This is a genomic window from Streptomyces sp. NPDC036813 (genome assembly GCF_055609245.1).
This window is the reverse complement of sequence record NZ_JBVJPV010000011.1, coordinates 47,705-69,369: the sequence shown is the minus strand read 5'-3', so window position 1 is coordinate 69,369 and position 21,665 is coordinate 47,705. Positions and strand designations below refer to the sequence as shown.

Genomic DNA, 21,665 nt, shown 5'->3' with positions numbered 1-21,665 from the left:
CCGGTAGACCGCAAGGGAATCGGGGGACGGCGGCCCCTGTGCGTGATCACCGTACGGACCTGGACCGACCGGACGGTATGGACTACCGCCGACCGGCACGGTACAGATGCCGTCATGCGCATCTCCGTCACGGTCTTCCTCACCGACGAGACCATCACGCCCACCCGCCTCGCCCGCGAGCTGGAGCAGCGCGGCTTCGCCGGGCTCTACCTGCCCGAGCACACCCACATCCCCGTCGAACGCACCACCCCCTACCCGGCCGGCGGCGACCTGCCGCGCGAGTACGGCCGTACCCTCGACCCCTTCGTGGCCCTCGCACAGGCCGCCGCCGTCACCGCACGGCTGGGCCTGGGCACCGGCATCACGCTCGTCGCCCAGCACGACCCGATCGACCTGGCCAAGCAGATCGCGACCCTCGACCACCTCTCCGACGGCCGTGTCACGCTCGGCGTCGGCTTCGGCTGGAACGTCGAGGAGGCCGCCGACCACGGAGTGCAGTGGCGCACCCGGCGGGCCCTCGTCCGGGACCGGATGGCGCTGATGCGGGCCCTGTGGGCGCCGGAACCGACCGGCCACGACGGCGAGTTCGCCGGCGTACGCCCGAGCCTCGCCCACCCCAAGCCCGTGCAGAAGCCGCGCGGCCCGGTCCTCGGCCCGCGCACCCTCGTCGGCGGGGCGGCCGGCCCGAAGCTGTTCGCGGACATCTGCGCGTACGCCGACGGCTGGCTCCCGATCGGCGGCCGGGGCCTGACGGAGTCGCTGCCGCTGCTGCGCACGGCCTGGACGGACGCGGGCCGGGACCCCTCCGCGCTCCAGGTCGTCCCGTACGCGGTGCACCCGACCCCGGGCAAGCTCGCCCACTACGCCGACCTCGGCATCGAGGAGGTGGTACTGCAACTGCCTCCGGCCGGGGAGAGCGAGGTGCTGCGGGCGCTGGACGCATACGCCCCGTACCTTTCCTGATCACGCTCGTATCCTCGAAGGATGACGACCTCCGCGACCCCCGGACCCGGCCCCACCGAGAACTCCATGCGTCGCGCGCTCAAACGCGCCCGGGACGGTGTCGCCCTCGACGTCGCCGAGGCGGCGGTGCTGCTCCAGGCCCGCGGCGGGGACCTGACCGGCCTCGCCGCCTGCGCCGCCCGGGTCCGCGACGCGGGCCTGGAACAGGCGGGCCGCGCCGGCGTCATCACGTACTCCAAGAGCGTCTTCATCCCGCTCACCCGGCTGTGCCGGGACAAGTGCCACTACTGCACCTTCGTCACCGTGCCCGGCAAGCTGCGGCGCGCCGGGCACGGGATGTTCATGTCGCCCGACGAGGTCCTCGACATCGCGCGCAAGGGCGCTGCCCTCGGCTGCAAGGAAGCCCTCATCACGCTCGGTGACAAGCCGGAGGACCGCTGGCCCGAGGCGCGCGAGTGGCTCGACGCGCACGGCTACGACGACACCATCGCCTACGTCCGGGCCGTCTCGATCCGCATCCTGGAGGAGACGGGCCTGCTCCCGCACCTCAACCCGGGCGTCATGACGTGGACGGACTTCCAGCGGCTGAAGCCGGTCGCCCCCTCGATGGGCATGATGCTGGAGACGACGGCGACCCGGCTGTGGTCGGAACCGGGCGGCCCGCACCACGGCTCCCCGGACAAGGAACCGGCCGTGCGGCTGCGGGTGCTCGAGGACGCGGGCCGTTCCTCCGTGCCCTTCACCTCCGGCCTGCTGATCGGCATCGGCGAGACGTACGAGGAGCGCGCGGAGTCCCTGTTCGCACTGCGCAAGGTCTCCCGCGCCTACCACGGCATCCAGGAACTGATCATCCAGAACTTCCGCGCCAAGCCGGACACCGCGATGCGCGGCATGCCGGATGCCGAACTGGACGATCTGGTCGCCACGGTGGCCGTGGCCCGGCTCATCATGGGCCCGAGCGCCTGCCTCCAGGCACCGCCGAACCTCGTCGACGCCGAGTACGAGCGTCTCATCGGCGCCGGCATCGACGACTGGGGCGGGGTGTCCCCGCTGACCATCGACCACGTCAACCCCGAACGCCCCTGGCCGCAGATCGAGGAACTGGCCGAGAAGTCCCGCGCGGCCGGTTTCGAGCTGCGCGAACGGCTCTGCGTGTACCCGGAGTTCGTGCGGCGCGGTGAGCCCTGGCTCGACCCGCGGCTGCTGCCGCACGTGCGCGCGCTCGCCGACCCGGAGACGGGTCTCGCACTGCCCGGCGCCCTGCCGAAGGGACTCCCGTGGCAGGAACCGGAGGAGGTCTTCACCGCCTCCGGCCGCACCGACCTGCACGCCTCGATCGACACCGAGGGCCGCACGTCCGACCGCCGCGACGACTTCGACGAGGTGTACGGCGACTGGGCCGCCCTGCGCGAGGCGGCCGCCCCCGGCATGGTCCCCGAGCGGATCGACACCGACGTCCGCCAGGCCCTGCGCACCGCCGCCGACGACCCGACGAGGCTCACGGACGCCGAGGCGCTTGCGCTGCTGCACGCGGACGGCGCGGCGCTGGACGCCCTGTGCAAGGTGGCCGACGACGTGCGCCGGTCGGCGGTCGGCGACGACGTGACGTACATCGTCACCCGGAACATCAACTTCACCAACGTCTGCTACACCGGCTGCCGCTTCTGCGCCTTCGCCCAGCGCCGCACGGACGCCGACGCCTACACGCTCTCCCTTGACCAGGTCGCCGACCGGGCGCAGCAGGCGTGGGACGTCGGCGCGGTCGAGGTGTGCATGCAGGGCGGCATCCACCCGGACCTGCCCGGCACGGCGTACTTCGACATCGCGAAGGCGGTGAAGGAGCGCGTCCCCGGCATGCATGTGCACGCCTTCTCGCCGATGGAGGTCGTCAACGGCGCGACCCGCACCGGGATGTCGATCCGGGAGTGGCTGACGGCGGCCAAGGAGGCCGGCCTGGACACGATCCCGGGCACGGCCGCGGAGATCCTGGACGACGAGGTCCGCTGGGTGCTGACCAAGGGCAAGCTGCCCGCGGCCACCTGGATCGAGGTGATCACGACGGCCCACGAGCTGGGCATCCGCTCGTCCTCGACGATGATGTACGGCCACGTCGACCAGCCCCGCCACTGGCTGGGCCACCTGCGCACGCTCGCCGGGATCCAGCAGCGCACCGGCGGCTTCACGGAGTTCGTGACCCTGCCCTTCGTCCACACCAACGCACCCGTCTACCTCGCGGGCATCGCCCGCCCGGGCCCGACGATGCGCGACAACCGCGCGGTCACCGCGATGGCCCGGCTGCTGCTGCACCCGTACATCCCGAACATCCAGACCAGCTGGGTCAAGCTCGGCGCCGAGGGCGCCGCCGAGATGCTCCGCTCGGGCGCCAACGACCTGGGCGGCACCCTGATGGAGGAGACGATCTCCCGCATGGCGGGCTCCTCCTACGGCTCCTACAAGTCGGTCAAGGACCTGATCGCCGTCGCACAGGCGGCGGGCCGCCCGGCCAGGGCCCGCACGACGCTCTACGGCGAGGTCCCGCAGGAGCGGCAGCGGGCGGCCGAGGCCTCCGACGGCCACCTGCCGGACCTGCTGCCGGTGCTGGACTGACCGGCCGGAGCCCCGCCGCAGCGCAGTACGATGATCCGGCCCCCGGGCTGCCGGGGGCCGGAGACTGAGGAGATGCGCAGGTGCCTGCCCGACGGCTGCCCTCGTGGGCCTGGACCACCGCGCTGACCGTGGGCGCGGTCGCCGCGGTCGCGGCGCTGACGGTGCAGGCCGACCAGGGGGCGAAGCCCACGGCGTCGGCGGCCCGGCCGGGCGCGTCGGCGTCGGCGCACCCGCACCCGGCGCCCGCGGTGCCGCCCGCGGTGCCGGACGGCTCGGGCACCGGGCGCCGGATCGTGTACTCGATCGGTCGGCACCGGCTGTGGCTGGTGGACGCGAGCGACTCCCCGCGCCGCACGTTCGCGGTGTGGGCGGGCACGGTCAGCCCCGATCCGGGGACGTACAAGGTGTCGACGCGGCGCGAGACCACGACCGGCTCCGACGGCGTGCAGATCGAGCACATCGTCTACTTCGCGGCGAAGTCGGGGGTGTCGATCGCGTTCTCCAACGCGGTCGACGGCTCCTCCCCGCCGCCGCCCGCCGCGGGAAGCCGTACGGGAGGCATCCGGATGCGGGCGGCCGACGGGGCGGCACTGTGGACGTTCGCGACGTCGGGGACGACGGTCGCGGTGGTCAGCTAGCGGTCTCGGTCTTCTCCGCCACCGGCGCCCGGGCGGGCTTCGTGTCCCCGGCCGCCAGGTGGTTGACGATCAGCACGATGCCGCTGATCAGGAAGATGCGGGTCGCGGCGTCGAGGCCGTTCCAGTTCTTCGACTGCCACATGGCGAACCACTCGCCGCCGATCGCGATGAACCCGGCGCCGAACAGCAGCATGAGCATCAGCAGGCCGTAGGTGGACAGCTGGCGGGCGAGGACGTGGTCGCGGCGCGCCCAGCAGACGGTCCCGGCGGTCAGCACCAGCGCGGCGAGGGTCTCCCAGACGATGATCGCGACGTAGGCGGCGTTCTGCAGGCCCTTGCCGGTGATGGCCCGCCACATCAGTTCGTCGTCCTTGAACGTGGTGTCCATGGCCAGGACGTGCTGGACGAACGCCTGGTTCGTCCCGAAATCGGTGATGTTCCCGAAGGCGACGAGAGCTATGTAGAGCGCGAGCACACCGGTGAGCAGCCCGGCGGCGAGCGGAAGCACGCGTGAGGTGGGGGTGGTCATGCCGATCATTCTGCACATCCGTCCCTTCCGGCGGTGCAGTGCTCAACTTCCCACCCGCGCACGGCAGCTGACCGGTCCGGTCCGGCCGCGCACATTTCCCCCTCTTTTCCACCCCTGAACCAGCCGTCCCCGTTCGATTACAGTGCTCGCGTCGTACGTACGGACGGTCCCGGGGAGGTCTGGGTGGGCGCGACGTCCGGTGCCGTCTGGGGACGAGCCGAGCAGCAGGACTTCCGCAGCCGGGTGCGCGGCACGCTCCTCGGGGCGGCCGTCGGCGACGCCCTCGGCTCGCCCGTGGACGGGCTGGACCTGGCCGCGATCCGGGAGGCGTACGGCCCGGAGGGCATCGCCGACCTGGCGCCCGCCCACGGCCGGCGCGGCGCCGTCAGCCACCGCACGCAGCTCACCCTGTTCACCGTGGACGGTCTGATCCGCGCCCAGGTGCGCCGCGACACCGGCGCCTGGCATCCGCCGACCGATCTGCACCGGGCGTACCGGCGCTGGCTGGCCACCCAGCGGGACTGGGGGCCCGACGAGCGCCGCAAGGACGACGGCTGGCTGGCCCGCGAGGAGTGGCTGTACGCCCGCCGCGAGCCGCCCCGCGCACTGCTGCTCGGGCTCGGCGACGAGACGATGGGCACCCTGGAGGTGCCCAGGAACCCCGGCGAGGACGGTCCCGAGGCCGCCGCCCGCTCCGCCCCCTTCGGGCTGCTCGTCGGCTGGGAGCCGCAACTGGTCGTCCAGCTGGCCGTGGAGTGCGCCGCGCAGACCCACGGACACCCGGTCGCGGGCCTGGCGGCGGGGGCGTACGCGGCGATCGTGCACGGTCTCGCCCGCGGTCAGAGCCTGGACGGCGCGGTACAGCAGGCGCTCGCGCTGCTCTCCGCCCGCCCCGGCCACCAGCCGGTCTCCGACGCCCTCCAGCACGCCCTCGGCGCGGTGCGGCAGGGGCTGCCGACCCCGGCCCGTGTCACCGAGCTGCTCGGGGACGGCACCGCGGCCGGCGTGCTCGGCGCCGCCGTCTACTGCGCCCTGGTCGGCGAGGACGTCCGCCACGGCCTGCGCCTGGCCGTGAACCACGACGGCCCCTCCGGCCCGGCGGGCGCCCTCACCGGCGGCCTCCTCGGCGCCCTGCACGGCGAGACGGCCCTCCCCCCGGCCTGGCTGGCCGAACTGGAAGGCCGCCCCACCCTCCTGGAACTGTCCGACGACTTCGCGATGGAAATGACCCAGGGCCCGTCGCTGCACGGCCCCGCGGGCGCGTCCCCGGCGTGGCTGGCGCGCTATCCGCGGGCCTGACCGGCGCCCAGCGTGTCGTCCGCCCCGTCCGCCGGGGACGGGATCGCCACCGCGTCGTCGTCGCCGTTGACGCGGGCGATGATCGCCAGACGATCCGGGGTGTCCTCCGGCTTCACCCAGCCGATGGCGATGTACAGGACCAGGGACACCGCCAGCGGGATCGACACCTGGTACTGCAACGGCACGCCGCCCTCGATCTGCCAGCTGATCGGGTAGTTGACCAGCCAGAAGGCCAGCAGGCCCAGCGCCCAGCTGGTCAGCGCCGCGGTGGGGCCGGAGCGGCGGAAGGGGCGCAGCAGGCCCAGCATCATCGGGATGGCGATCGGACCCATCAGACCCGCCACCCACTTGATGACGACGGTGATGATGTCCTTGAACGCGGGGGAGTTGACCTGCGTCGCCACCGCCATGGACAGGCCCAGGAAGACCACGGTGGTCACCCGCGCGGCGACCAGACCCGAGCGCTGCCCCCACTCCCGCGCCCGCCGCGACAGCACCGGCGCCACGTCCCGCGTGAACACCGCGGCGATCGCGTTCGCGTCGGAGGAGCACATGGCCATGGTGTGCGAGAAGAAGCCGACGATCACCAGGCCCAGCACACCGTGCGGCAGCAGCTGTTCGGTCATCAGGGCGTAGGAGTCCGAGCCGTCCGGCTTCTGCGCGTGGACCAGGAGCGGGGCCATCCACATCGGGAAGAACAGCACCACCGGCCAGACCAGCCACAGCACCGCCGACAGCCGTGCCGAGCGCTCCGCCGCGTGCGCGCTGCCCGTGGCCATGTAGCGCTGGGCCTGGTTGAGCATGCCGCCGTTGTACTCGAACAGCTTGATGAACAGGAACGCGAGCAGGAACACCGTGCCGTAGGGGCCGACGAGCGGCTTGCCGTGCCCGTGCAGGGCGGGTTCGTCCCAGGCGCCGAGGAAGCCGATGCCCTTGTCGTTCAGCTTCAGCACCACCGCCACGAACATGGCGACCCCGGCCAGCAACTGGATGACGAACTGCCCGAGTTCGGTCAGCGCGTCCGCCCACAGCCCGCCGATCGTGCAGTAGACGGCCGTGATCGCGCCCGTGACGATGATGCCCTGGTTGAGCGAGATCCCGGTGAACACCGACAGCAGGGTCGCGATGGCAGCCCACTTCGCGCCCACGTCGACGATCTTCAGCAGCATCCCGGACCAGGCCAGCGCCTGCTGGGTGGGCAGGTTGTAGCGGTTCTTCAGATACTCCAGCGGGGAGGCCACGTGGAGCCGGGAGCGCAGCCGGTTGATGCGGGGCGCGAACAGCTTCGAGCCGATGGCGATGCCGAGGGCGATCGGGAAGGACCAGGTGATGAACGAGGTGACGCCGTAGGTGTAGGCGATGCCCGCGTACCCGGTGAACATCACCGCGCTGTAGCCCGACATGTGGTGCGAGATGCCGGACAGCCACCAGGGCATCTTCCCGCCGGCAGTGAAGAAGTCGCTGACGTCGTCCACCCGCTTGTGCGACCAGACGCCGATCGCGACCATCACACCGAAGTAGCCGATGAGCACGGCCCAGTCGAGACTGTTCATGGGGCCGATCGTGGGGTCGGTCACATGAACACGACAAGCGAGCGTAAGGTCAAGTCACAGTAAAAACGTTCGCCTTGATGGCTGACGTTCACTGACATGAACAGACTGGCGGTGCGAGAAAACCCCTGCCGGCACCACCGCCGACAGGGGTTCCGTCCCGCTCGACCCCTCGCTACGGCGTCTGCACGGTCTGCTTCAACTCGTCCGGGCAGGGCGTGCCGCGCGGCAGCTGATAGGGCGCGGCCAGCCGGTAGGTGCCCGCCTTCGGTGCCAGCAGCACCGTCCACTTGTCGCCGTCGGCGTCCTCTTCCGTCTGCATCAGACAGCCGTTGACGTTGGCGTACGACTTCGGCGCGCCCTCGGCGCGGTGCTTGGAGGCGTCCGTTTCCTGCGGGGCCTTCAGGCTCTTGCCCTTGGCGTCCACGATGCTCAGCCACGGCGAGTAGGGGATCCGCACCAGGATCCGGCCCGGCCGGCTGACCTGGATCGTCATCTCGCCCTGCTCGGCGCGCAGCACGACCGCATTCGGCTCGGCCAGCGGCGCCGGGTCGGTGACCCGGAACAGCTGCCACTGGTCGTCGCCCCAGATCTGCTGCAGATACGGCAGCCCGCGCTGCACCAGCGCCCGCTCGCGCTGCCCGCCGTCGCCGTCCGGCTCGTCCTTCGGCACGACCACGTAGTGCACCGCCCAGCGCTGGAGCCACTCGTGGTAGTTCGCCGAGTTGAGGGTGTCGTCGTAGAAGAGCGGGTTGCGCTCCATGTCGGCCTGGCGGTTCCAGCCGCGGGCCAGGTTCACGTACGGCGCGAGCGCGGAGGCCTCGCGGTGCGAGCGCGCCGGTACGACCTCCACCCGGCCCTTCTCCGCGCCGACCTGCTGCAACTCGTTCACCAGCGGGGCCAGCTCACGCGACCAGTTGGCCGCCGGAGCGGTGTGGACGATGTCGTCGACCGTCTTGTAGCCGATCCACCCGACGAAACCGACGAAGGCCACCACCACCGCGTACCACTTGCGGGACTTCGGCACGGTGAACGGCAGCGCCGCCACCAGCGCCACTCCTGCGAACAGCATCGCGAGCCGGGTGATGTTCGAGCCGATCTGCGAGTTGATCAGCCACACCAGCAGCACGGCGAGCCCGTACACGGCCGCCGTCAGCCGGACCGTCTTCCACGCGCGCGGGACGGCGGCGTAGACGATCCCCGAGAACAGCAGCGGCAGGGACGCGGAACCGAACGACATCGGCTGCGTACCGGAGAACGGGAACAGCCACGCCGAGACCGCCACCACCGCCGACGGCGCGAGACCCAGCGCCCACGCGCCCGGCCGCCGCTTCTGCAGGAACAGCGCGACCGCCACCAGACCGACGAACAGCCCCGCCACCGGCGAGGCCATCGTCGCGAGCGCGGCGAGCGGCGCCGCGCACAGCGCCTTCGCCCAGCGTTTGTGGCGCCAGCGGTACGGCCAGCAGAAGACCGCCGCGACCGCGCCGAGCGCGAACATCGTGCCCAGACCGAAGGTGACCCGCCCCGAGATGGCGTTGCAGATCAGGGCGAACACGCCGGCCATCGTCGCCCACAGCGGATTGCGCACCGCGCGGCTGCGGATCAGGATCAGCGTCAGCAGTCCCGCCGAGACCGTGCCGGCGATCATCATCGTCGTACGGACGCCGAGCACCGACATCAGATACGGCGACACCACGCTGTAGGACACCGGGTGCATACCGCCGTACCAGGCAAGGTTGTACGCCGAGTCCGGGTGCCGGCCGACGAACTCCGCCCACGCGTCCTGCGCCGCGAGATCGCCGCCGCTGTTGGCGAAGGTGAAGAACCAGACGATGTGCAGGACGCCCGCGAGGGCGGTGACCCACAGCACCGGGTGGCGCAGCATCCGCTCCCGCAGGGCGAGGAAAGCGGACCGGAAACGCTCGCGGCGGTCGTCGCCGCCGCCGGAGGGGCCTGTTTCAGGCAGCGCTATTCGAGGGCCGGTACTCGATCCCGTACCGGTTTCGTCGGCGCGTGTCGGCTCCGCTGTGGCCACCTGTCGGCACTCCCAGTTCCCGTCTTCTGTTCTCGGCCGCGACCGGCGACCTGTCCCGTTTCGCGACGCTAGCACGCACCCCGGCGGGGGGCTCAGCCGTGGGGCTGACGCCCCCGGCGTGCGCGGGCGCGAAGGCGGCGCGGCCGCGGAGCCGTGGGGGGGGGGGGGGGCCCCCCCCCCCCCCCGGGGGGGGGGGCCCCCCCGGGGGGGGGGGGGCCGGGGGGGGGGGGGGCCGGGGCGCGGGGGGGGGGGGGCCCCCCCCCCCCCCCACGGAGGGGGCGTCAGCCCAGGCGGGTGAGCTTGTCCGCGAAGCCCGGCTCGGTCAGATCCTTCTGCAGGGCGACCGGGACCTTCACCGCGTCGCCCGAACCGTCACCGACGGTGAGCGTGCCGACCTTGGTACCGGCCTTCGCCGTGTGCGGCAGGGAGTCCGCCGCGAACGACAGCTTCACCTTCAGCCCGGCCCAGCCGACCGCCGTGACGTCCTGCGTGACGACGACCGGCGTACGGCCGCCCACACCGTCGTCCACGTAACCGACGACGTCGCCCTTCTTCACGATCGTCTTCGACTGCAAGGCCGCCTGTGCGGCACGGATCAGCTTGTCACCGCCGTCCAGGGCGGCGCTGAGGATGGTGTTCTCCGGGCCGCCGGCGGGCTGGCGCACCACCGCACCGACGATCCGGTGGGTCACGCCGTCGACGTCCTTCTTGGCCGCGAAGACCAGGTTGCCGAGCGCCGACGTGGTGGTGCCGGTCTTGATGCCGACGACGTGGTTGTGGCCGACCAGGCCGTTCCAGTTCGGGTGCTTGACGCCCTTGTAGTCGACGTACTCCATCATCGCCGCGACCTCGCGGAACGCGGGCTGCTCCATCGCCTGCTTGGCCAGCTTCACCTGGTCCACGGCCGTGCTGACCGTCGTGTTGTTCAGACCCGACGGGTCGGTGTACGTCGTGTCGGCCATGCCGAGGCCCTTGGCGGTGGCGTTCATCTTCGCCACGAACGCCTGCTCGGAACCGGAGTCCCAGCGGGCCAGCAGACGCGCCACGTTGTTGGCGGACGCGATGAGGATGCTCTCCAGCGCCTCCCGCTCGGTGATCGAGTCACCGGCGGTCACATGCACGGTCGACTCCTGACCGGCGTCGGACTGGGCCTGGGCGGTCTGGTCGATGCCGATCTTCGGCCCGTCCTCGCCGCTCTTGAGCGGGTGGTCGCGCAGGATGATGTACGCCGTCATCACCTTGGCGACACTGGCGATCGGCACGGGCTTGCGGTCACCCGACGAGCCGAACGTGCCGATGCCCTGCACATCCAGGGCGGCCTGCCCGGAGGACGGCCACGGGATGTCGACCTTGCCGCCGTCGAAGGTGTAGCTGTCCTCGGCGGTCAGGTCGAGCGTCGGCGTCGGCAGCGGGCGCACGGCCTGCACGATCGCAAAGACGATCACCAGCAGAAGGACCAGCGGCGTCCAGATCTTGACCCGGCGCACCGCCGTCCGCAGCGGGGTCTGCGGGGGCGGCGGGGTGTTCGTCAGCTCGGCCAGCAGATCCAGCGGCGGCTTCGGCGGCAGCGGCTGCTGCGTGGTGCGCTCGGGGCCGACCTGGGGGATGGCCGCGGTGGCCTCGGCGGGGGGTGCCGGGGGAGCCGCCTCGGGTGCCGCGTTCCGGGGCGCGGGGGCGGCCTTCGCCCCCGCCGCCTTCGCGTCGGCGGGCTTGGCGTCGGCCGGCCTGGCGTCCGTCGGCTTGGTCCCCGGAGTGACCCGGCGCAGTGCGGTCGTCGCCTCGTTCGCGGGCGGCTGCGCGGGGCGCGCGGGCTTACGGGTCGAGGGGTCGTCGAGCGGCTTCAGCGCGACGAACTTGCTGGTCCGCTCGGCCTCGGACTCGCCGGGCCGGGCGTCCTCGGGGGCCTTGGAGCCCTTGGTGGACCGAGCGGACCTGTCGGCCTCGGCGTCCTTGGCGTCCTTGGACTGCTGGGCGGGCTTCGGCCTGGCGTCGCCGAGCTTCAGCATGGTCGTCGGCTGGTCGACGTTGCCCTTGCCGGCGCGCGCCTTGGGGGCGTCGCCGATCTTGAGCATGGTGGTGGGCTGATCGCCGCCCTTGCCGGCCGGGGTGTCCTCGGGGGTCTCGTCGTCGGCGGGGGCGTCTTCCGCGGCGTCCTCGGGAGCGTCGGAGGAGTCGGCGCCCGCGGCGCCCGCGGCGCTCCGGGAGGCGTCGGCCGTGTCCGCCGTACGAGCGTCGGCCTTCTCGTCCTCGTCGGCCGCCTCCGGGGCCTCGGCGGCCTTCTCGGCCTTCCTCGGGACCTCGGCGTCCGCGGAGGGGCCCTTCTCGGGGGCCTCTGCGGCCTCCTTCGGCTCCTGCGAGCCCTCCGCCGTCGCCGGACCACCGTCGGAGTCCGCCGACCGCACCCAGGCCGCCACGGCCTCCCGCAGCCGCTTGTCACCCTCGGCGGTCGGTGCGTCACCGTCCGCGCCCGAGGTGTCGTCGTCCGAGGACTCGTCCTCCGGCGCGTCGTCGTCAGAGGCGTCGCCCTCCGGCGTCCCGCCGTCAGTCCTGTCCTCGGTCCTGCTCTCGGCCCCGCCCGCGGCTGCCGGCGTCTCCTCGCCGTCCGCACCGCCCTCGGAGCCGCCCTCGGACTCGCCCTCGGAAGCGCTCTCGGCCTCGGCCTCCCCGGCGTCCTCCGCCAGGTCCCGCACCGACAGCACCCGGGTCGCCGTGTCCACGCCCCCGTGGGGCGTGTCGGCCTCGCGCGCCACCGCCAGCCGAGGGTCGGAGGCCCCCGCGGCGGAGTCGCCGGAACGTTCAATCCGGGCCTCGGGAACCGGTGCCGTACTCCCCGGCGTCGGTTCTGCCGACGACTCGCGCTGCTTCGACTTGTCGGGGGACTCGCCCGCCACCGATGCCTCCTCCTACGCCGCCGCACGCCCACCGTGCGTCTGCCGTAACCGTGAACCGCCGCCCGGAACACCGCCCCACGGCACTGTCCGAACCATGTACCAGTGTCCTGTCTGCGGGCCCGACTCCTGCGTAGGACGAGAACGACATACCTGCCGGTTCCCTTACAAACAGGTCACGCACCCTCGACAGACCAATGTGAGAGGGGTCACCCTGTCATTCATCCACGCGGGGAGGCATGGATGGGCAGGAGCCGCAGAACACTTCCGGAGGAGCTTCTGCTGCTGGCACTGGACCCGGCCACGGGTACCACTGCACAGCCGCAGTCGCTCGACCTGGGTCTGGCCGGAGCACAGCTAGTGGAGCTGGCGCTGGCCGGACGGATAGCCCCAGACGGGGATCGTATCGCCGTGGTCGTACCACGGCCGACAGGAGATCCGACTCTGGACTGCGCGTTGGAGTTGCTGCGAAGGCGCGGCGCTCCGGTACGGGCCGTCCACTGGATCGGCGGGCCGCGTCTCGGGCTCCGCCAGACCTACCTCTCGCATCTGGAACGGTGCGGCATGGTGCATGCCGTCGAGGGCCAGATGTGCGGAGTGCTGCCGACGACGCGCTATCAGGCGACGGACAACGAGATCAGCCGGGAGATCAGGGCCCGGCTGGATTCGGCGATCCGCACCGGCGTACCGCCGGACCCGCGGACCGCGGCGCTCGCCGCCCTGGCCCACGCGGTCGGTCTCGGCAAGCACCTGTACCCGGGCAACGAGGGCCGTTCGTCCCGTTCCCGGTTGCGGGACCTGATCCGGCACGACCCCATGGGCGGGCTGGTCGCGCACGCCGTCATGGACGTGCAGAACGGCGTGGGCGCACAGCCGCGCCGCGGGGCGCCCCCCGGCCGGCAGGCCGGCGGCGCCCGATCGGCGACGGAACCCGCTCGCGGGGTTCCGGTGCAGCCGCACCGAAGCAGCATGGCGCGCGCCGTGGCCCACTGAGCCGCGCCACGGCACCGCACCACCGGCGCTCCGGCGCCACCACAGGACCCGTTCGGGAGCCGCGCGTCCGCGCGGGGCGGCCCGGCCGTACGCCCTCCGGGGGCCCGGCCGCGCCGCCCCGCGCGCACGCATGCGCGCAACGGCCCCCGGCTGAACGTCCCTGCGCATTCACCCGGCTGAACGCGCGCCCGCACGCACTCAGCCGGGTCGGCGCGCCCGCCCGCGCCCCGCCGAACGCGCCCGTAACGACCCGGCAGAACGCGCCTCCGCACCACGCCGCCGAGGCCCGTCCGTACGCGCGTGCGAGGTGCCGTACGTGTCTTCGCCGCATATCCACCGTTCGGCAGCGGTAGGAAGCCGCTTGGTGGCAGTCTGCTCAACAGCAGATACGCAAAGTGGCAAGCAACGCAAGCAACAGGCACGCAGCCGGAGGTGCACGTCCCGTGGCGTCCAATGTCAATCCCACTGTCAGGCGGCGCCGGCTGGGCCAGGAGCTGCGCAGGCTCCGTGAGCTCAAGGGCATGACGGCCGAGGAGGTCGCCGAGCGGCTCCTCGTCTCCCAGTCGAAGATCAGCCGTCTGGAGAACGGCCGTCGCAGCATCAGCCAGCGCGACGTCCGCGACCTGTGCAGTGTCTACGAGGTCGAGGACCAGCGGGTCGTCGACTCCCTGATGCAGATGGCCAAGGACTCCCGCCAGCAGGGCTGGTGGCACACCTTCGGCGACATCCCGTACAGCGTCTACATCGGTCTGGAGACGGACGCGGCCAGCCTGCGGGTGTACGACCCGCAGGTGGTGCCCGGTCTGCTGCAGACCCGGCAGTACGCGGAGGCGCTCATCGCGGGCGCGCTGCCGGAGACCGCGCAGGCCGACATCGAGAAGCGTGTGCAGGTGCGCATGCGCCGCCAGGAGCGCATCACCGCGCCGGAGAACCCGCTGCGGCTGTGGGCGGTGCTGGACGAGGCGGCGCTGCGCAGAGTGGTCGGCAACGAGTCCGTGATGCGCGACCAACTCGAGTACCTGGTCGAGCAGTCGCAGCTGCCGCACGTCACCGTGCAGGTCATCCCGTTCGAGATGGGCGCCCACCCCGGCCTCAACGGCCAGTACGCGATCCTGGAGTTCCCGGACGCCGCGGACTCCAGCGTCGTCTACATCGAGGGCGTGACCAGCGACCTCTACCTGGAGAAGCCGAACGACGTCCACAAGTACGCGATGATGTACGAGCACTTGCGGGCGCAGGCGCTGAACGTGGACCAGTCGCTGCAGTACATCTCGCGGATCGCCAAGGAGTACGCCCGCTGACGGGCGCTTCCGCGTACCCGGCCGTTGGAAAGTGCCGCACGGTACACCAGTCAACGGCCGGGATGGAAGTCTCCTCTGGAATATGCCATCCAACGAGTGAATAGCCGCTTCGCGAGCCGAGGGGGGCGAGTAGCGTCGATCACGCCAAGCAAGCAACAAGGTTGGCGTGAACCGAGCAACCTTCCTCAGGCAATACGGAGCAGAAATGGCAATTCGTCAGGGTGCCACGGACTCGTGGACCAAGTCCTCGTACTCCACGGGCAACGGTGCGTGCGTCGAGATCAAGTCGCCGGTCGTGGCCGCCATGGCCGTACGGGACTCCAAGGTCCCCGAGGGGCCCATCCTGTCCTTCCCGGCCGAGGCGTGGAGCGCCTTCGTCGCCTCGGTCAAGTCCTGAGGGGAGGGTCTTCCTGAGACCCGCGTACCCCCCACGACACCAGCGCCACGAAGAGGGCCCTCTCGACGAGCTCGCCGTCCTTGCCGAGAGGGCTCGGCCTTCCCCGCAGCGCTACGCGACGGGGAAAGCCACGTCACACACCGGGTCCTCGGGCCCTGCGGCGTCCCAGTCGGCGAAGTAGATCTCCCGGCATGGGCCGTCGTACTCCAGCCCCCGCTCCTTCATCCACGCCTCCACCGCCTCGAAGGCGGCGAGGATCTGCGGGTGCGCGACCTGCGCCTTGGTGATCCGCGTGTACGCCAGCCGGCGTGCCGGCTCCACCCGCACCACCGTCTCCCGGGCCCGCCCCTGCCCGGCCGCCCACGCCCGGGCCGCGTCCTCGTCGGCGACGGGAACGCAGGACTCGGCAGGACCGTCGCTCTCCATGGACACCTCGGAGTGGTAGACGACGAACGGCGACCCCACGACCCCGCCGCACTCCCGGGCCGCTGCCTCGAGCCGCCCCATGGACGCCCCGATCCACGCGGGCAGTTCGTCCGCCAGCGTGTGCCGCTTCTCGGCGAGCACCACCTGCGCGGGCACCTCGACCGTCTCCACTGTGAACGTGCCGTACATCTCGTAGCCCCTTCCGGACAGTCGTCCACGGAGGAACCCGGCGAGTGTGCGCTGCCGCGCGATCCGCTCCTCGACGCCGGTCCAGTACGCGCCGAGCCGGTCGGCCGCCGCGCCGCCGTCGTGCTCGGCGGCCTCGACCACCTCGGCGATCACGGCGAGCGGCATGTCCAGCTGCCGCAGCAGCGCGACCGTGCGGGCGCGGTCGATCTGACCGGCGCGGTAGTAGCGGTAACCGCTGACCTCGTCGACGTGCGCCGGACGCAGCAGGCCGAGGCGGTCGTACAGCCGCAGGGCCTTCGGCGAGAGCCGGGCCCGCGCGGCGAACGCGCCGATCGTCAGCAGGTCGTCGTCCACGACGCCATCCTCCGTCACCGGGCGCACCTCGCCCGGTGACGGGAACGCTTGTCCTTGCCCCAGGGGCAAGGTCAACCCGGACCGGCTAGCCGAGCGCCTTCTCGACGGCCTCGACGAGCGCCGCGTCCTCCGGCTCGGTCTGCGGCGAGAAGCGGGCGACGACCGTGCCGTCCCGCCCGATCAGGAACTTCTCGAAGTTCCAGCGGATGTCGCCGCTGTGCCCCTCGGCGTCCGCGACACCGACGAGGCGCTCGTACAGCGGGTGCCGGCCCTCTCCGTTGACCTCGACCTTCTCGGTCATCGGGAAGGTCACGCCGTACGTCGCCGAGCAGAACTCGGCGATCTCCTCGGCGCTGCCCGGCTCCTGCCCGAGGAACTGGTTGCACGGCACACCGAGCACCGTGAAGCCGCGCTCGGCGTACCGCTCGTGCAGCTTCTCCAGACCGGTGTACTGCGGGGTCAGCCCGCACTTGGAGGCGACGTTCACGACGAGCACGACCTGGCCGGCGTAGCTCTTCAGCTCGGCGGAGCCACCGGTGAGCGCGCCGATCTCGACGTCGAGGGGGGAGGAGGCGTCAGTAGTCATGAGCGGAGCCTAGCGGGGCGGGGTGACGTGACGGATCGGGCCTCGGAGTGAGCCGGGGGGCGGTTGTCGCAGGAGGCGCGGGGATGGACCGGGGGCGGTCGTCGGAGGGGGCTTCGGGGGCGGGACCAGGGCGGTCGTCGGAGGGGGCTTTGGGGCGGACCGGGGGCGGGTCGTCAGAGGGGGCTTCGGGGGCGGGACGAGGGCGGTCGTCGCAGGGGGGCTTCGCGGCGGGCCGGAGGGCGTTCGTCGTGGGGGGCCTCGGGGCGGGCGCCCGACGACGCCTCGACGAGTACGTCCCCCGCCGCCGTCCGCGAGTACAGCACCGACCGCCCCGCCCGCCGCCGCCGCACCAGACCGGCGTCCCGCAGCAGTCGCAGATGCCGCCCCACCGACCCGAGCCCCTGCCCGGTGACGGCGACCAGCTGGGTCGTACTCATCGGCGAGCCGAGCAGCACCAGCACCGCGGCCCGCCCCGCCCCCAGCAGCGCGCCGAGACCCGCCGGCACCCGAGGCCCGCCGTCCCCGGCCAGCGCACCCACGCACGGATACACCACGGCGTACCGCCGCCCGTTCTCCCAGCTCACCCACCCGGTCCGCGGCGTGACCGGCACGAACACCAGCTCCGCGCCGGCGATCTCGCGCGGCGGGTACTCCTGAAGGTTCACCTGGAACCTGCTCTCGCCCAGCCACCGCGTCCCCGGCCTGAGCGAGTCCAGTACGGCTGCCCAGCCACCCCGGCTGACCTGCGCCGTCCGCGCGACCACATCGGCCTCCAGCACCCGCCGGCGCCGCTCCCAGTACGGCAGGACGGTCTCCTCCCACACCCACTCCAGCAGCGCCCCGGCCCGAGCGGGCAGATCGTCCCGGCGCAGCTCGCCGGGCAGTTCCCCGGCGAGGGACAGGCGCAGATGCGCGCGTGCCTGCGCGCCGCCGACCTGCCGTACCCGGGCGACGGCGTCGGCGAAGTCCTCCCCGTCGTACGGGGTCGGGGTGAGGAAGTCGGCGATCCACTCCCGGCCGAGCCCCGCCCGCACCAGCGACGCGGTCACGGGGTCGCGGGCCAGCACGGCCCGGTAGGCGGGCAGGTGCGTGCGCAGCCACTCCTGCTCTCCGGGGTGCGACCCGCTCGCCGAGTGCAGCAGCTTGAGCGAGGCGAAGACCTCCGCGAGTGGCGAGATCACGAACCGGCTCCCGGCCAGCGTGTCCGCGTTGACCTGCCACCAGCCCATGCCCCCACCCACCTTTCGCGCCTGCGCGAAAGAGTACGGCTGCCACGCGGCGTGCCGGACGGTGTGGGACATGCGCAGTTACGGCGGCCTGTTCCGCACCCCGGAGTTCACCCCTCTCTTCCTCTCCTCGGCGGTCCTGACCGCGGCCCAGACGACGGGCGGTCTGGCGCTGGCGACGCTGGTGTACCGGGCGACGGACTCACCGCTGCTTTCGGCGGTGAGCATGTTCGGCCCGTCCCTGGCCCAGGTCCTGGGCGCGACGCTGCTCCTGTCGGGCGCGGACCGCCTGCCGCCCCGGCGGGCCCTGACGGCGATCTCCCTGACCTTCGCGGCGGGCACGGCGGTGCTCGCGGTCCCCGCCCTGCCGATGTGGTCGGTGTTCCTGGTCATCCTCACGCAGGGCCTCGTCGCGTCGCTCGGCGGCGGAGTCCGCTGGGGTCTGCTGAATCAGATCCTCACCAAGGACGGCTATCTGCTGGGCCGTTCGGTGTTCACGATGCTGAGCGGCCTGATGCAGATCACCGGTTACGGCCTGGGCGGCGCCCTGCTGGCCTGCCTGAGCCCGCACACGACCCTGCTGCTGTCGGCGGCGCTGTACCTCGTGTCGGCGGCGGCCACCCGCTGGGGCCTGACCCGACGCGCACCCCGCGCCGAGGGCCGCCCGTCGATCCGCGCGACCTGGCAGACGAACGCCACACTGTGGAAGTCCCGCCCCCGCCGGCTGACCTACCTGGGCCTGTGGCTCCCGAACGGCCTGATCGTCGGCTGCGAGTCCCTGTACGTCCCGTACACCCCCGCCTCCGCGGGCACGTTGTTCGCGTGCGCGGCGCTGGGGATGCTGCTCGGTGACCTGGCGGTGGGCCGTTTCCTGCCGCCCGCGCTCCGCCCGCGCCTGATCACACCCTTGCTGGTCCTGCTGGCGGCCCCCTACGCCGTGTTCGCCCTGCACCCCCCGCTGTGGCTCGCGGCCGTACTGGTCACGACGGCGTCGACGGGCTTCGGTGCGAGCCTGCTGCAACAGGAACGCCTGATGCGGCTCACCCCGGAAGACCTCAGCGGCCACGCCCTCGGCCTCCACTCGGCCGGCATGCTCACCCTCCAGGGAGCAAGCGCCACCCTGGCAGGCACCCTGGCCCAACTCACGTCCACCCCAACAGCGATGACCCTGCTGTCGGCGTCCTCCCTGACGGTCACACTGCTGCTGGCTCGCGCGTCGCAGCCACCCAGCGAACCCGAAACCGTCACTCCCTCCCCTTCACCCAGACCTGAGCACTCCACCGGCTGAGGACCGCCACCCCCGCAGAAACGAGAATCGCCCCCGGACTGCAGGCCGTCGTCCCGAGGGGGCGGGGGCCTGTCACGTCCGTGTGGTGTCCTGCGGTGGCGTTACTTCTTGCTGCCGTCCACGATGACCGGTGTGCCGTTCGCGTCCGTGCCGCAGGGGACCGCGTACACCGGGTTGGACTTCGCGGCCTCCTTGTAGGCCTCCAGGCACTGGTTGTACAGCACCTTGTCGCTCAGCGAGCGCTCGATGATCTTGTTGGCGGCGGCGATGCCCTCCGCCTCGATCCGCTTGCGCTCCGCCTCCGCCTTCGCCGTGCGGGCCGCCTCCGTGGCCCGCTCGGTGGCCTGCTCCTGCTGGATCTTCTTGTCGATCTGGTCCTGCAGCTTGTCCGACGGCCGCACATTGCGCAGATTGACGGTGGTGACGTCGATCCCGCGCGGCGCGAGACGCTCCTTGACCAGGCCGGCGATCTCGGCGCCGATCTGCTCGCGCGCGGAGGCGTACCCCTCCTCGCTGGTGTGCTTCGCGAAGACGTTGCGGATGATCTCGCGGCTGTCGGGCAGCACCAGCCGCTGCTCGACGGCCTCCTCGCTGCCCGCCAGCCGGTACAGCTCGACCGCCTTCGCCGGCACCACGGCCCACTTGATGGTGACGTCGGCGTACAGCACACCCCCCTGCGAGGAGCGGACCTCGACGACGTCCTTGCCGTTGAGGTCGAGGTCGACCGGGCGGGTGGAGAAGGACGTGACGTCGGTGAACGGCGACTTGAAGTGGACGCCGGACATCAGCGGCGTACCGATCTTCCCGAAGGTCACCGGGACGCCGACCTCATAGGCACTCACGACATGGACACAGGCGAACGTCGCCGCCAGCAGCCCCGCCACGGCGCTGAGCGCCGCCCCGAGCTTCCAGCTCGTCACCTCGCGGCGGCGGCCGACGAGGAAGAGTACGACGGCCGCTATGAGCAGCATGATGGACAGCACGAACACAGGTGATCCCCCTCCGGAAACGTTTCCGCGCCTCTGGGGCGCGACCCCGCGCGCATCGTAGCGATCGAGGGTGACGCCGGAACCCCACCGCGATGCACGCGTGGACCCGAACGAGTGGACTCGCGAGGACGGCGCGCCACAGGACGAGCCGCGTCCGGTTCCCGGGTGGTGCCGTTGCCCCGTCAGCCCCCTCCCGCAGAAGGCGCCCCGACATGCGACGTATCCCCTCCAGACGCCTGTTCACCACCGCGCTCGTGGCGTCGGCGCTGGCCCCGATGACGGTGACTCCCGCCGCCGCCCACCCCGCGTGCGGCGACGACCACGACCACGGCCGGCCGCACGGCCTCGGCCAGGAGCTGACCACCCGGCTCGACAAGGCGGTCGAGGACGTCCGCCGGGAGGCCGGCATCCCTGGTGTCGTCGTCGGACTGTGGATGCCGTGCAAGGGGACGTACGTCCGGGCGACCGGGGTCGCCGACCTCACCACGCACCGCCCGATGCGGACCGACTTCTTCATCCGGATCGGCAGCGTGACGAAGACCTTCACGGTCACCGCGCTCCTCAAGCTGGTCGACGACCGGCGGATCCACCTGGACGACCCGATCGCCGCCTACGTCGACGGCGTGCCGGACGGCCACCGGATCACGCTGCGCCACCTCGCCGAGATGCGCAGCGGCCTGTTCCCGTACACCTCCGACCCGGACTTCATCCACGACCTGCTGAGCGACCCGTACCGCCACTTCACGCCGCGGCAGGTACTCGCTTACGGCTTCAAGCACGCCAACACCGCCGCGCCGGGCACGCAGTTCCAGTACTCCAACACCAACCTGGTGCTGCTGGGCCTGGTGATCGAGAAGGTCAGCGGCATGCGCGCGGCCGACTTCATCCGCACCCGGGTGCTGCTTCCCGCCCGCCTGCTCGACACGCTGTTCCCCGACGGCCCGGAGTTCCCCGAGCCGCACGCCCGCGGCTACACCGATCAGACGCTGAGCGGCGCGGTCACGGACTCCACCGACTGGAACCCCAGCTGGGCCTGGACGGCCGGCGCGATGATCTCGAACCTGCACGACCTGCACCGGTGGGCGAAGATCCTCGCCACCGGGACGCTGCTCACCCCGCAGACCCAGCGGGAGCGCCTGAAGATGCTCCCGACCGGCTACCCCGGCACGAGCTACGGCCTCGGCATCTTCGACAGCGGCGGCTGGATCGGCCACAACGGCTCCATCCCCGGCTACGAGAACGTGACGGTCCACCTGCCTTCGCAGGACGCGACGCTGGTCGTCCTGCTCAACACGGACATCACCGTCGCCGGCGTGGAACCGTCGTCCCTGGTCGCCCGTGCGATCACCCAGATCGTCACCCCGGACCACGTCTACGACCGCCCGGTACCGCCGCGCTAGGCCC

The 21,665-nt window shown here is 72.0% G+C and carries 17 protein-coding genes; 9 read left to right on the top strand and 8 right to left on the bottom strand.

All coding sequences use genetic code 11. The annotated features are described in order from the left end of the window. Positions 1-114 precede the first annotated feature (114 nt). The 3 genes from ACZ67Q_RS22850 (at position 115) to ACZ67Q_RS22840 (ending at position 4,208) form a co-directional block, all read left to right on the top strand. Entirely contained in the window at positions 115-963 is an 849-nt protein-coding gene (locus ACZ67Q_RS22850) for a TIGR03619 family F420-dependent LLM class oxidoreductase (RefSeq protein WP_471185024.1), read from the top strand. Between the two features lie 21 nt (positions 964-984). Continuing rightward, the gene (locus tag ACZ67Q_RS22845; protein WP_471185022.1) at positions 985-3,570 is read left to right on the top strand and encodes a bifunctional FO biosynthesis protein CofGH; all 2,586 of its coding nucleotides are present in this window, start codon (positions 985-987) and stop codon (positions 3,568-3,570) included. An 80-nt stretch (positions 3,571-3,650) separates the two neighbouring features. Beyond that, positions 3,651-4,208 (top strand): hypothetical protein, encoded by a 558-nt coding sequence (locus ACZ67Q_RS22840; protein ID WP_471185021.1) that lies wholly within the window; start codon positions 3,651-3,653, stop codon positions 4,206-4,208. Here the strand turns inward: ACZ67Q_RS22840 and ACZ67Q_RS22835 are convergent. Then, on the bottom strand, positions 4,201-4,737 hold the full coding sequence (locus ACZ67Q_RS22835) for a DUF2165 domain-containing protein (RefSeq protein ID WP_471185019.1): 537 nt from the start codon (positions 4,735-4,737) through the stop codon (positions 4,201-4,203). The genes ACZ67Q_RS22840 and ACZ67Q_RS22835 overlap by 8 nt on opposite strands. 183 nt (positions 4,738-4,920) lie before the next feature. Between ACZ67Q_RS22835 and ACZ67Q_RS22830 the strand changes: the two genes are divergently transcribed. Then, positions 4,921-6,036, top strand: coding sequence for an ADP-ribosylglycohydrolase family protein (locus tag ACZ67Q_RS22830; protein WP_471185016.1), 1,116 nt, complete (start codon positions 4,921-4,923; stop codon positions 6,034-6,036). Here ACZ67Q_RS22830 and ACZ67Q_RS22825 read toward each other — a convergent pair. From ACZ67Q_RS22825 to ACZ67Q_RS22815, 3 genes are all read right to left on the bottom strand, one after another. Continuing rightward, positions 6,021-7,589 carry a sodium:solute symporter family protein gene (locus ACZ67Q_RS22825; RefSeq protein WP_471185013.1) on the bottom strand — a complete coding sequence of 523 codons (1,569 nt, stop codon included), beginning with the start codon at positions 7,587-7,589 and terminating at the stop codon, positions 6,021-6,023. The genes ACZ67Q_RS22830 and ACZ67Q_RS22825 overlap by 16 nt on opposite strands. A 172-nt stretch (positions 7,590-7,761) precedes the next feature. Then, positions 7,762-9,624: an MFS transporter gene (locus ACZ67Q_RS22820; RefSeq protein ID WP_471185011.1), complete on the bottom strand. Its 1,863-nt coding sequence runs from the start codon at positions 9,622-9,624 to the stop codon at positions 7,762-7,764. 281 nt (positions 9,625-9,905) lie between these two features. After that, positions 9,906-12,515 carry a D-alanyl-D-alanine carboxypeptidase gene (locus ACZ67Q_RS22815; RefSeq protein ID WP_471185008.1) on the bottom strand — a complete coding sequence of 870 codons (2,610 nt, stop codon included), beginning with the start codon at positions 12,513-12,515 and terminating at the stop codon, positions 9,906-9,908. Positions 12,516-12,755: 240 nt separating this feature from the next. Here ACZ67Q_RS22815 and ACZ67Q_RS22810 point away from each other — a divergent pair, with 240 nt between their 5' ends. From ACZ67Q_RS22810 to ACZ67Q_RS22800, 3 genes are all read left to right on the top strand, one after another. Continuing rightward, positions 12,756-13,505, top strand: a complete 750-nt coding sequence (locus ACZ67Q_RS22810) for a GOLPH3/VPS74 family protein (RefSeq protein WP_471185005.1) — start codon at positions 12,756-12,758, stop codon at positions 13,503-13,505. Between the two features lie 443 nt (positions 13,506-13,948). Then, on the top strand, positions 13,949-14,806 hold the full coding sequence (locus ACZ67Q_RS22805; RefSeq protein ID WP_361628108.1) for a helix-turn-helix domain-containing protein: 858 nt from the start codon (positions 13,949-13,951) through the stop codon (positions 14,804-14,806). A 205-nt stretch (positions 14,807-15,011) separates the two neighbouring features. Beyond that, positions 15,012-15,203, top strand: coding sequence for a DUF397 domain-containing protein (locus ACZ67Q_RS22800; protein WP_469812263.1), 192 nt, complete (start codon positions 15,012-15,014; stop codon positions 15,201-15,203). A gap of 111 nt (positions 15,204-15,314) precedes the next feature. Here the strand turns inward: ACZ67Q_RS22800 and ACZ67Q_RS22795 are convergent, their stop codons facing one another. From ACZ67Q_RS22795 to ACZ67Q_RS22785, 3 genes are all read right to left on the bottom strand, one after another. Next, entirely contained in the window at positions 15,315-16,190 is an 876-nt protein-coding gene (locus tag ACZ67Q_RS22795; protein ID WP_471185002.1) for a MerR family transcriptional regulator, read from the bottom strand. 67 nt (positions 16,191-16,257) lie between these two features. Then, a complete protein-coding gene (locus tag ACZ67Q_RS22790; protein WP_471184999.1) occupies positions 16,258-16,758 on the bottom strand; it encodes a glutathione peroxidase in 501 nt (166 codons plus the stop codon). 173 nt (positions 16,759-16,931) lie between these two features. Beyond that, a complete protein-coding gene (locus tag ACZ67Q_RS22785; protein ID WP_471184997.1) occupies positions 16,932-17,987 on the bottom strand; it encodes an ArsR/SmtB family transcription factor in 1,056 nt (351 codons plus the stop codon). Positions 17,988-18,057: 70 nt separating this feature from the next. On the opposite strand from ACZ67Q_RS22785, the gene ACZ67Q_RS22780 reads away from it, so the two are divergent. Continuing rightward, positions 18,058-19,272: an MFS transporter gene (locus ACZ67Q_RS22780; protein WP_471184993.1), complete on the top strand. Its 1,215-nt coding sequence runs from the start codon at positions 18,058-18,060 to the stop codon at positions 19,270-19,272. Positions 19,273-19,373: 101 nt separating this feature from the next. Here ACZ67Q_RS22780 and ACZ67Q_RS22775 read toward each other — a convergent pair whose 3' ends face one another. After that, positions 19,374-20,255, bottom strand: a complete 882-nt coding sequence (locus ACZ67Q_RS22775) for a prohibitin family protein (RefSeq protein WP_471184990.1) — start codon at positions 20,253-20,255, stop codon at positions 19,374-19,376. A 218-nt stretch (positions 20,256-20,473) separates the two neighbouring features. Between ACZ67Q_RS22775 and ACZ67Q_RS22770 the strand changes: the two genes are divergently transcribed. Continuing rightward, positions 20,474-21,661, top strand: coding sequence for a serine hydrolase domain-containing protein (locus tag ACZ67Q_RS22770; protein ID WP_471184988.1), 1,188 nt, complete (start codon positions 20,474-20,476; stop codon positions 21,659-21,661). The last annotated feature ends 4 nt before the right edge of the window (positions 21,662-21,665 follow it).

Excerpts from the sequence above, each read along its gene's own strand:
- ACZ67Q_RS22850 (WP_471185024.1), top strand. The coding sequence starts at position 115 with ATGCGCATCTCCGTCACGGTCTTCCTCACCGACGAGACCATCACGCCC.
- ACZ67Q_RS22845 (WP_471185022.1), top strand. The coding sequence starts at position 985 with ATGACGACCTCCGCGACCCCCGGACCCGGCCCCACCGAGAACTCCATG.
- ACZ67Q_RS22835 (WP_471185019.1), bottom strand. The coding sequence starts at position 4,737 with ATGACCACCCCCACCTCACGCGTGCTTCCGCTCGCCGCCGGGCTGCTC.
- ACZ67Q_RS22825 (WP_471185013.1), bottom strand. The coding sequence starts at position 7,589 with ATGAACAGTCTCGACTGGGCCGTGCTCATCGGCTACTTCGGTGTGATG.
- ACZ67Q_RS22810 (WP_471185005.1), top strand. The coding sequence starts at position 12,756 with ATGGGCAGGAGCCGCAGAACACTTCCGGAGGAGCTTCTGCTGCTGGCA.
- ACZ67Q_RS22800 (WP_469812263.1), top strand. The coding sequence starts at position 15,012 with ATGGCAATTCGTCAGGGTGCCACGGACTCGTGGACCAAGTCCTCGTAC.
- ACZ67Q_RS22790 (WP_471184999.1), bottom strand. The coding sequence starts at position 16,758 with ATGACTACTGACGCCTCCTCCCCCCTCGACGTCGAGATCGGCGCGCTC.
- ACZ67Q_RS22785 (WP_471184997.1), bottom strand. The coding sequence starts at position 17,987 with ATGGGCTGGTGGCAGGTCAACGCGGACACGCTGGCCGGGAGCCGGTTC.
- ACZ67Q_RS22780 (WP_471184993.1), top strand. The coding sequence starts at position 18,058 with ATGCGCAGTTACGGCGGCCTGTTCCGCACCCCGGAGTTCACCCCTCTC.
- ACZ67Q_RS22770 (WP_471184988.1), top strand. The coding sequence starts at position 20,474 with ATGCGACGTATCCCCTCCAGACGCCTGTTCACCACCGCGCTCGTGGCG.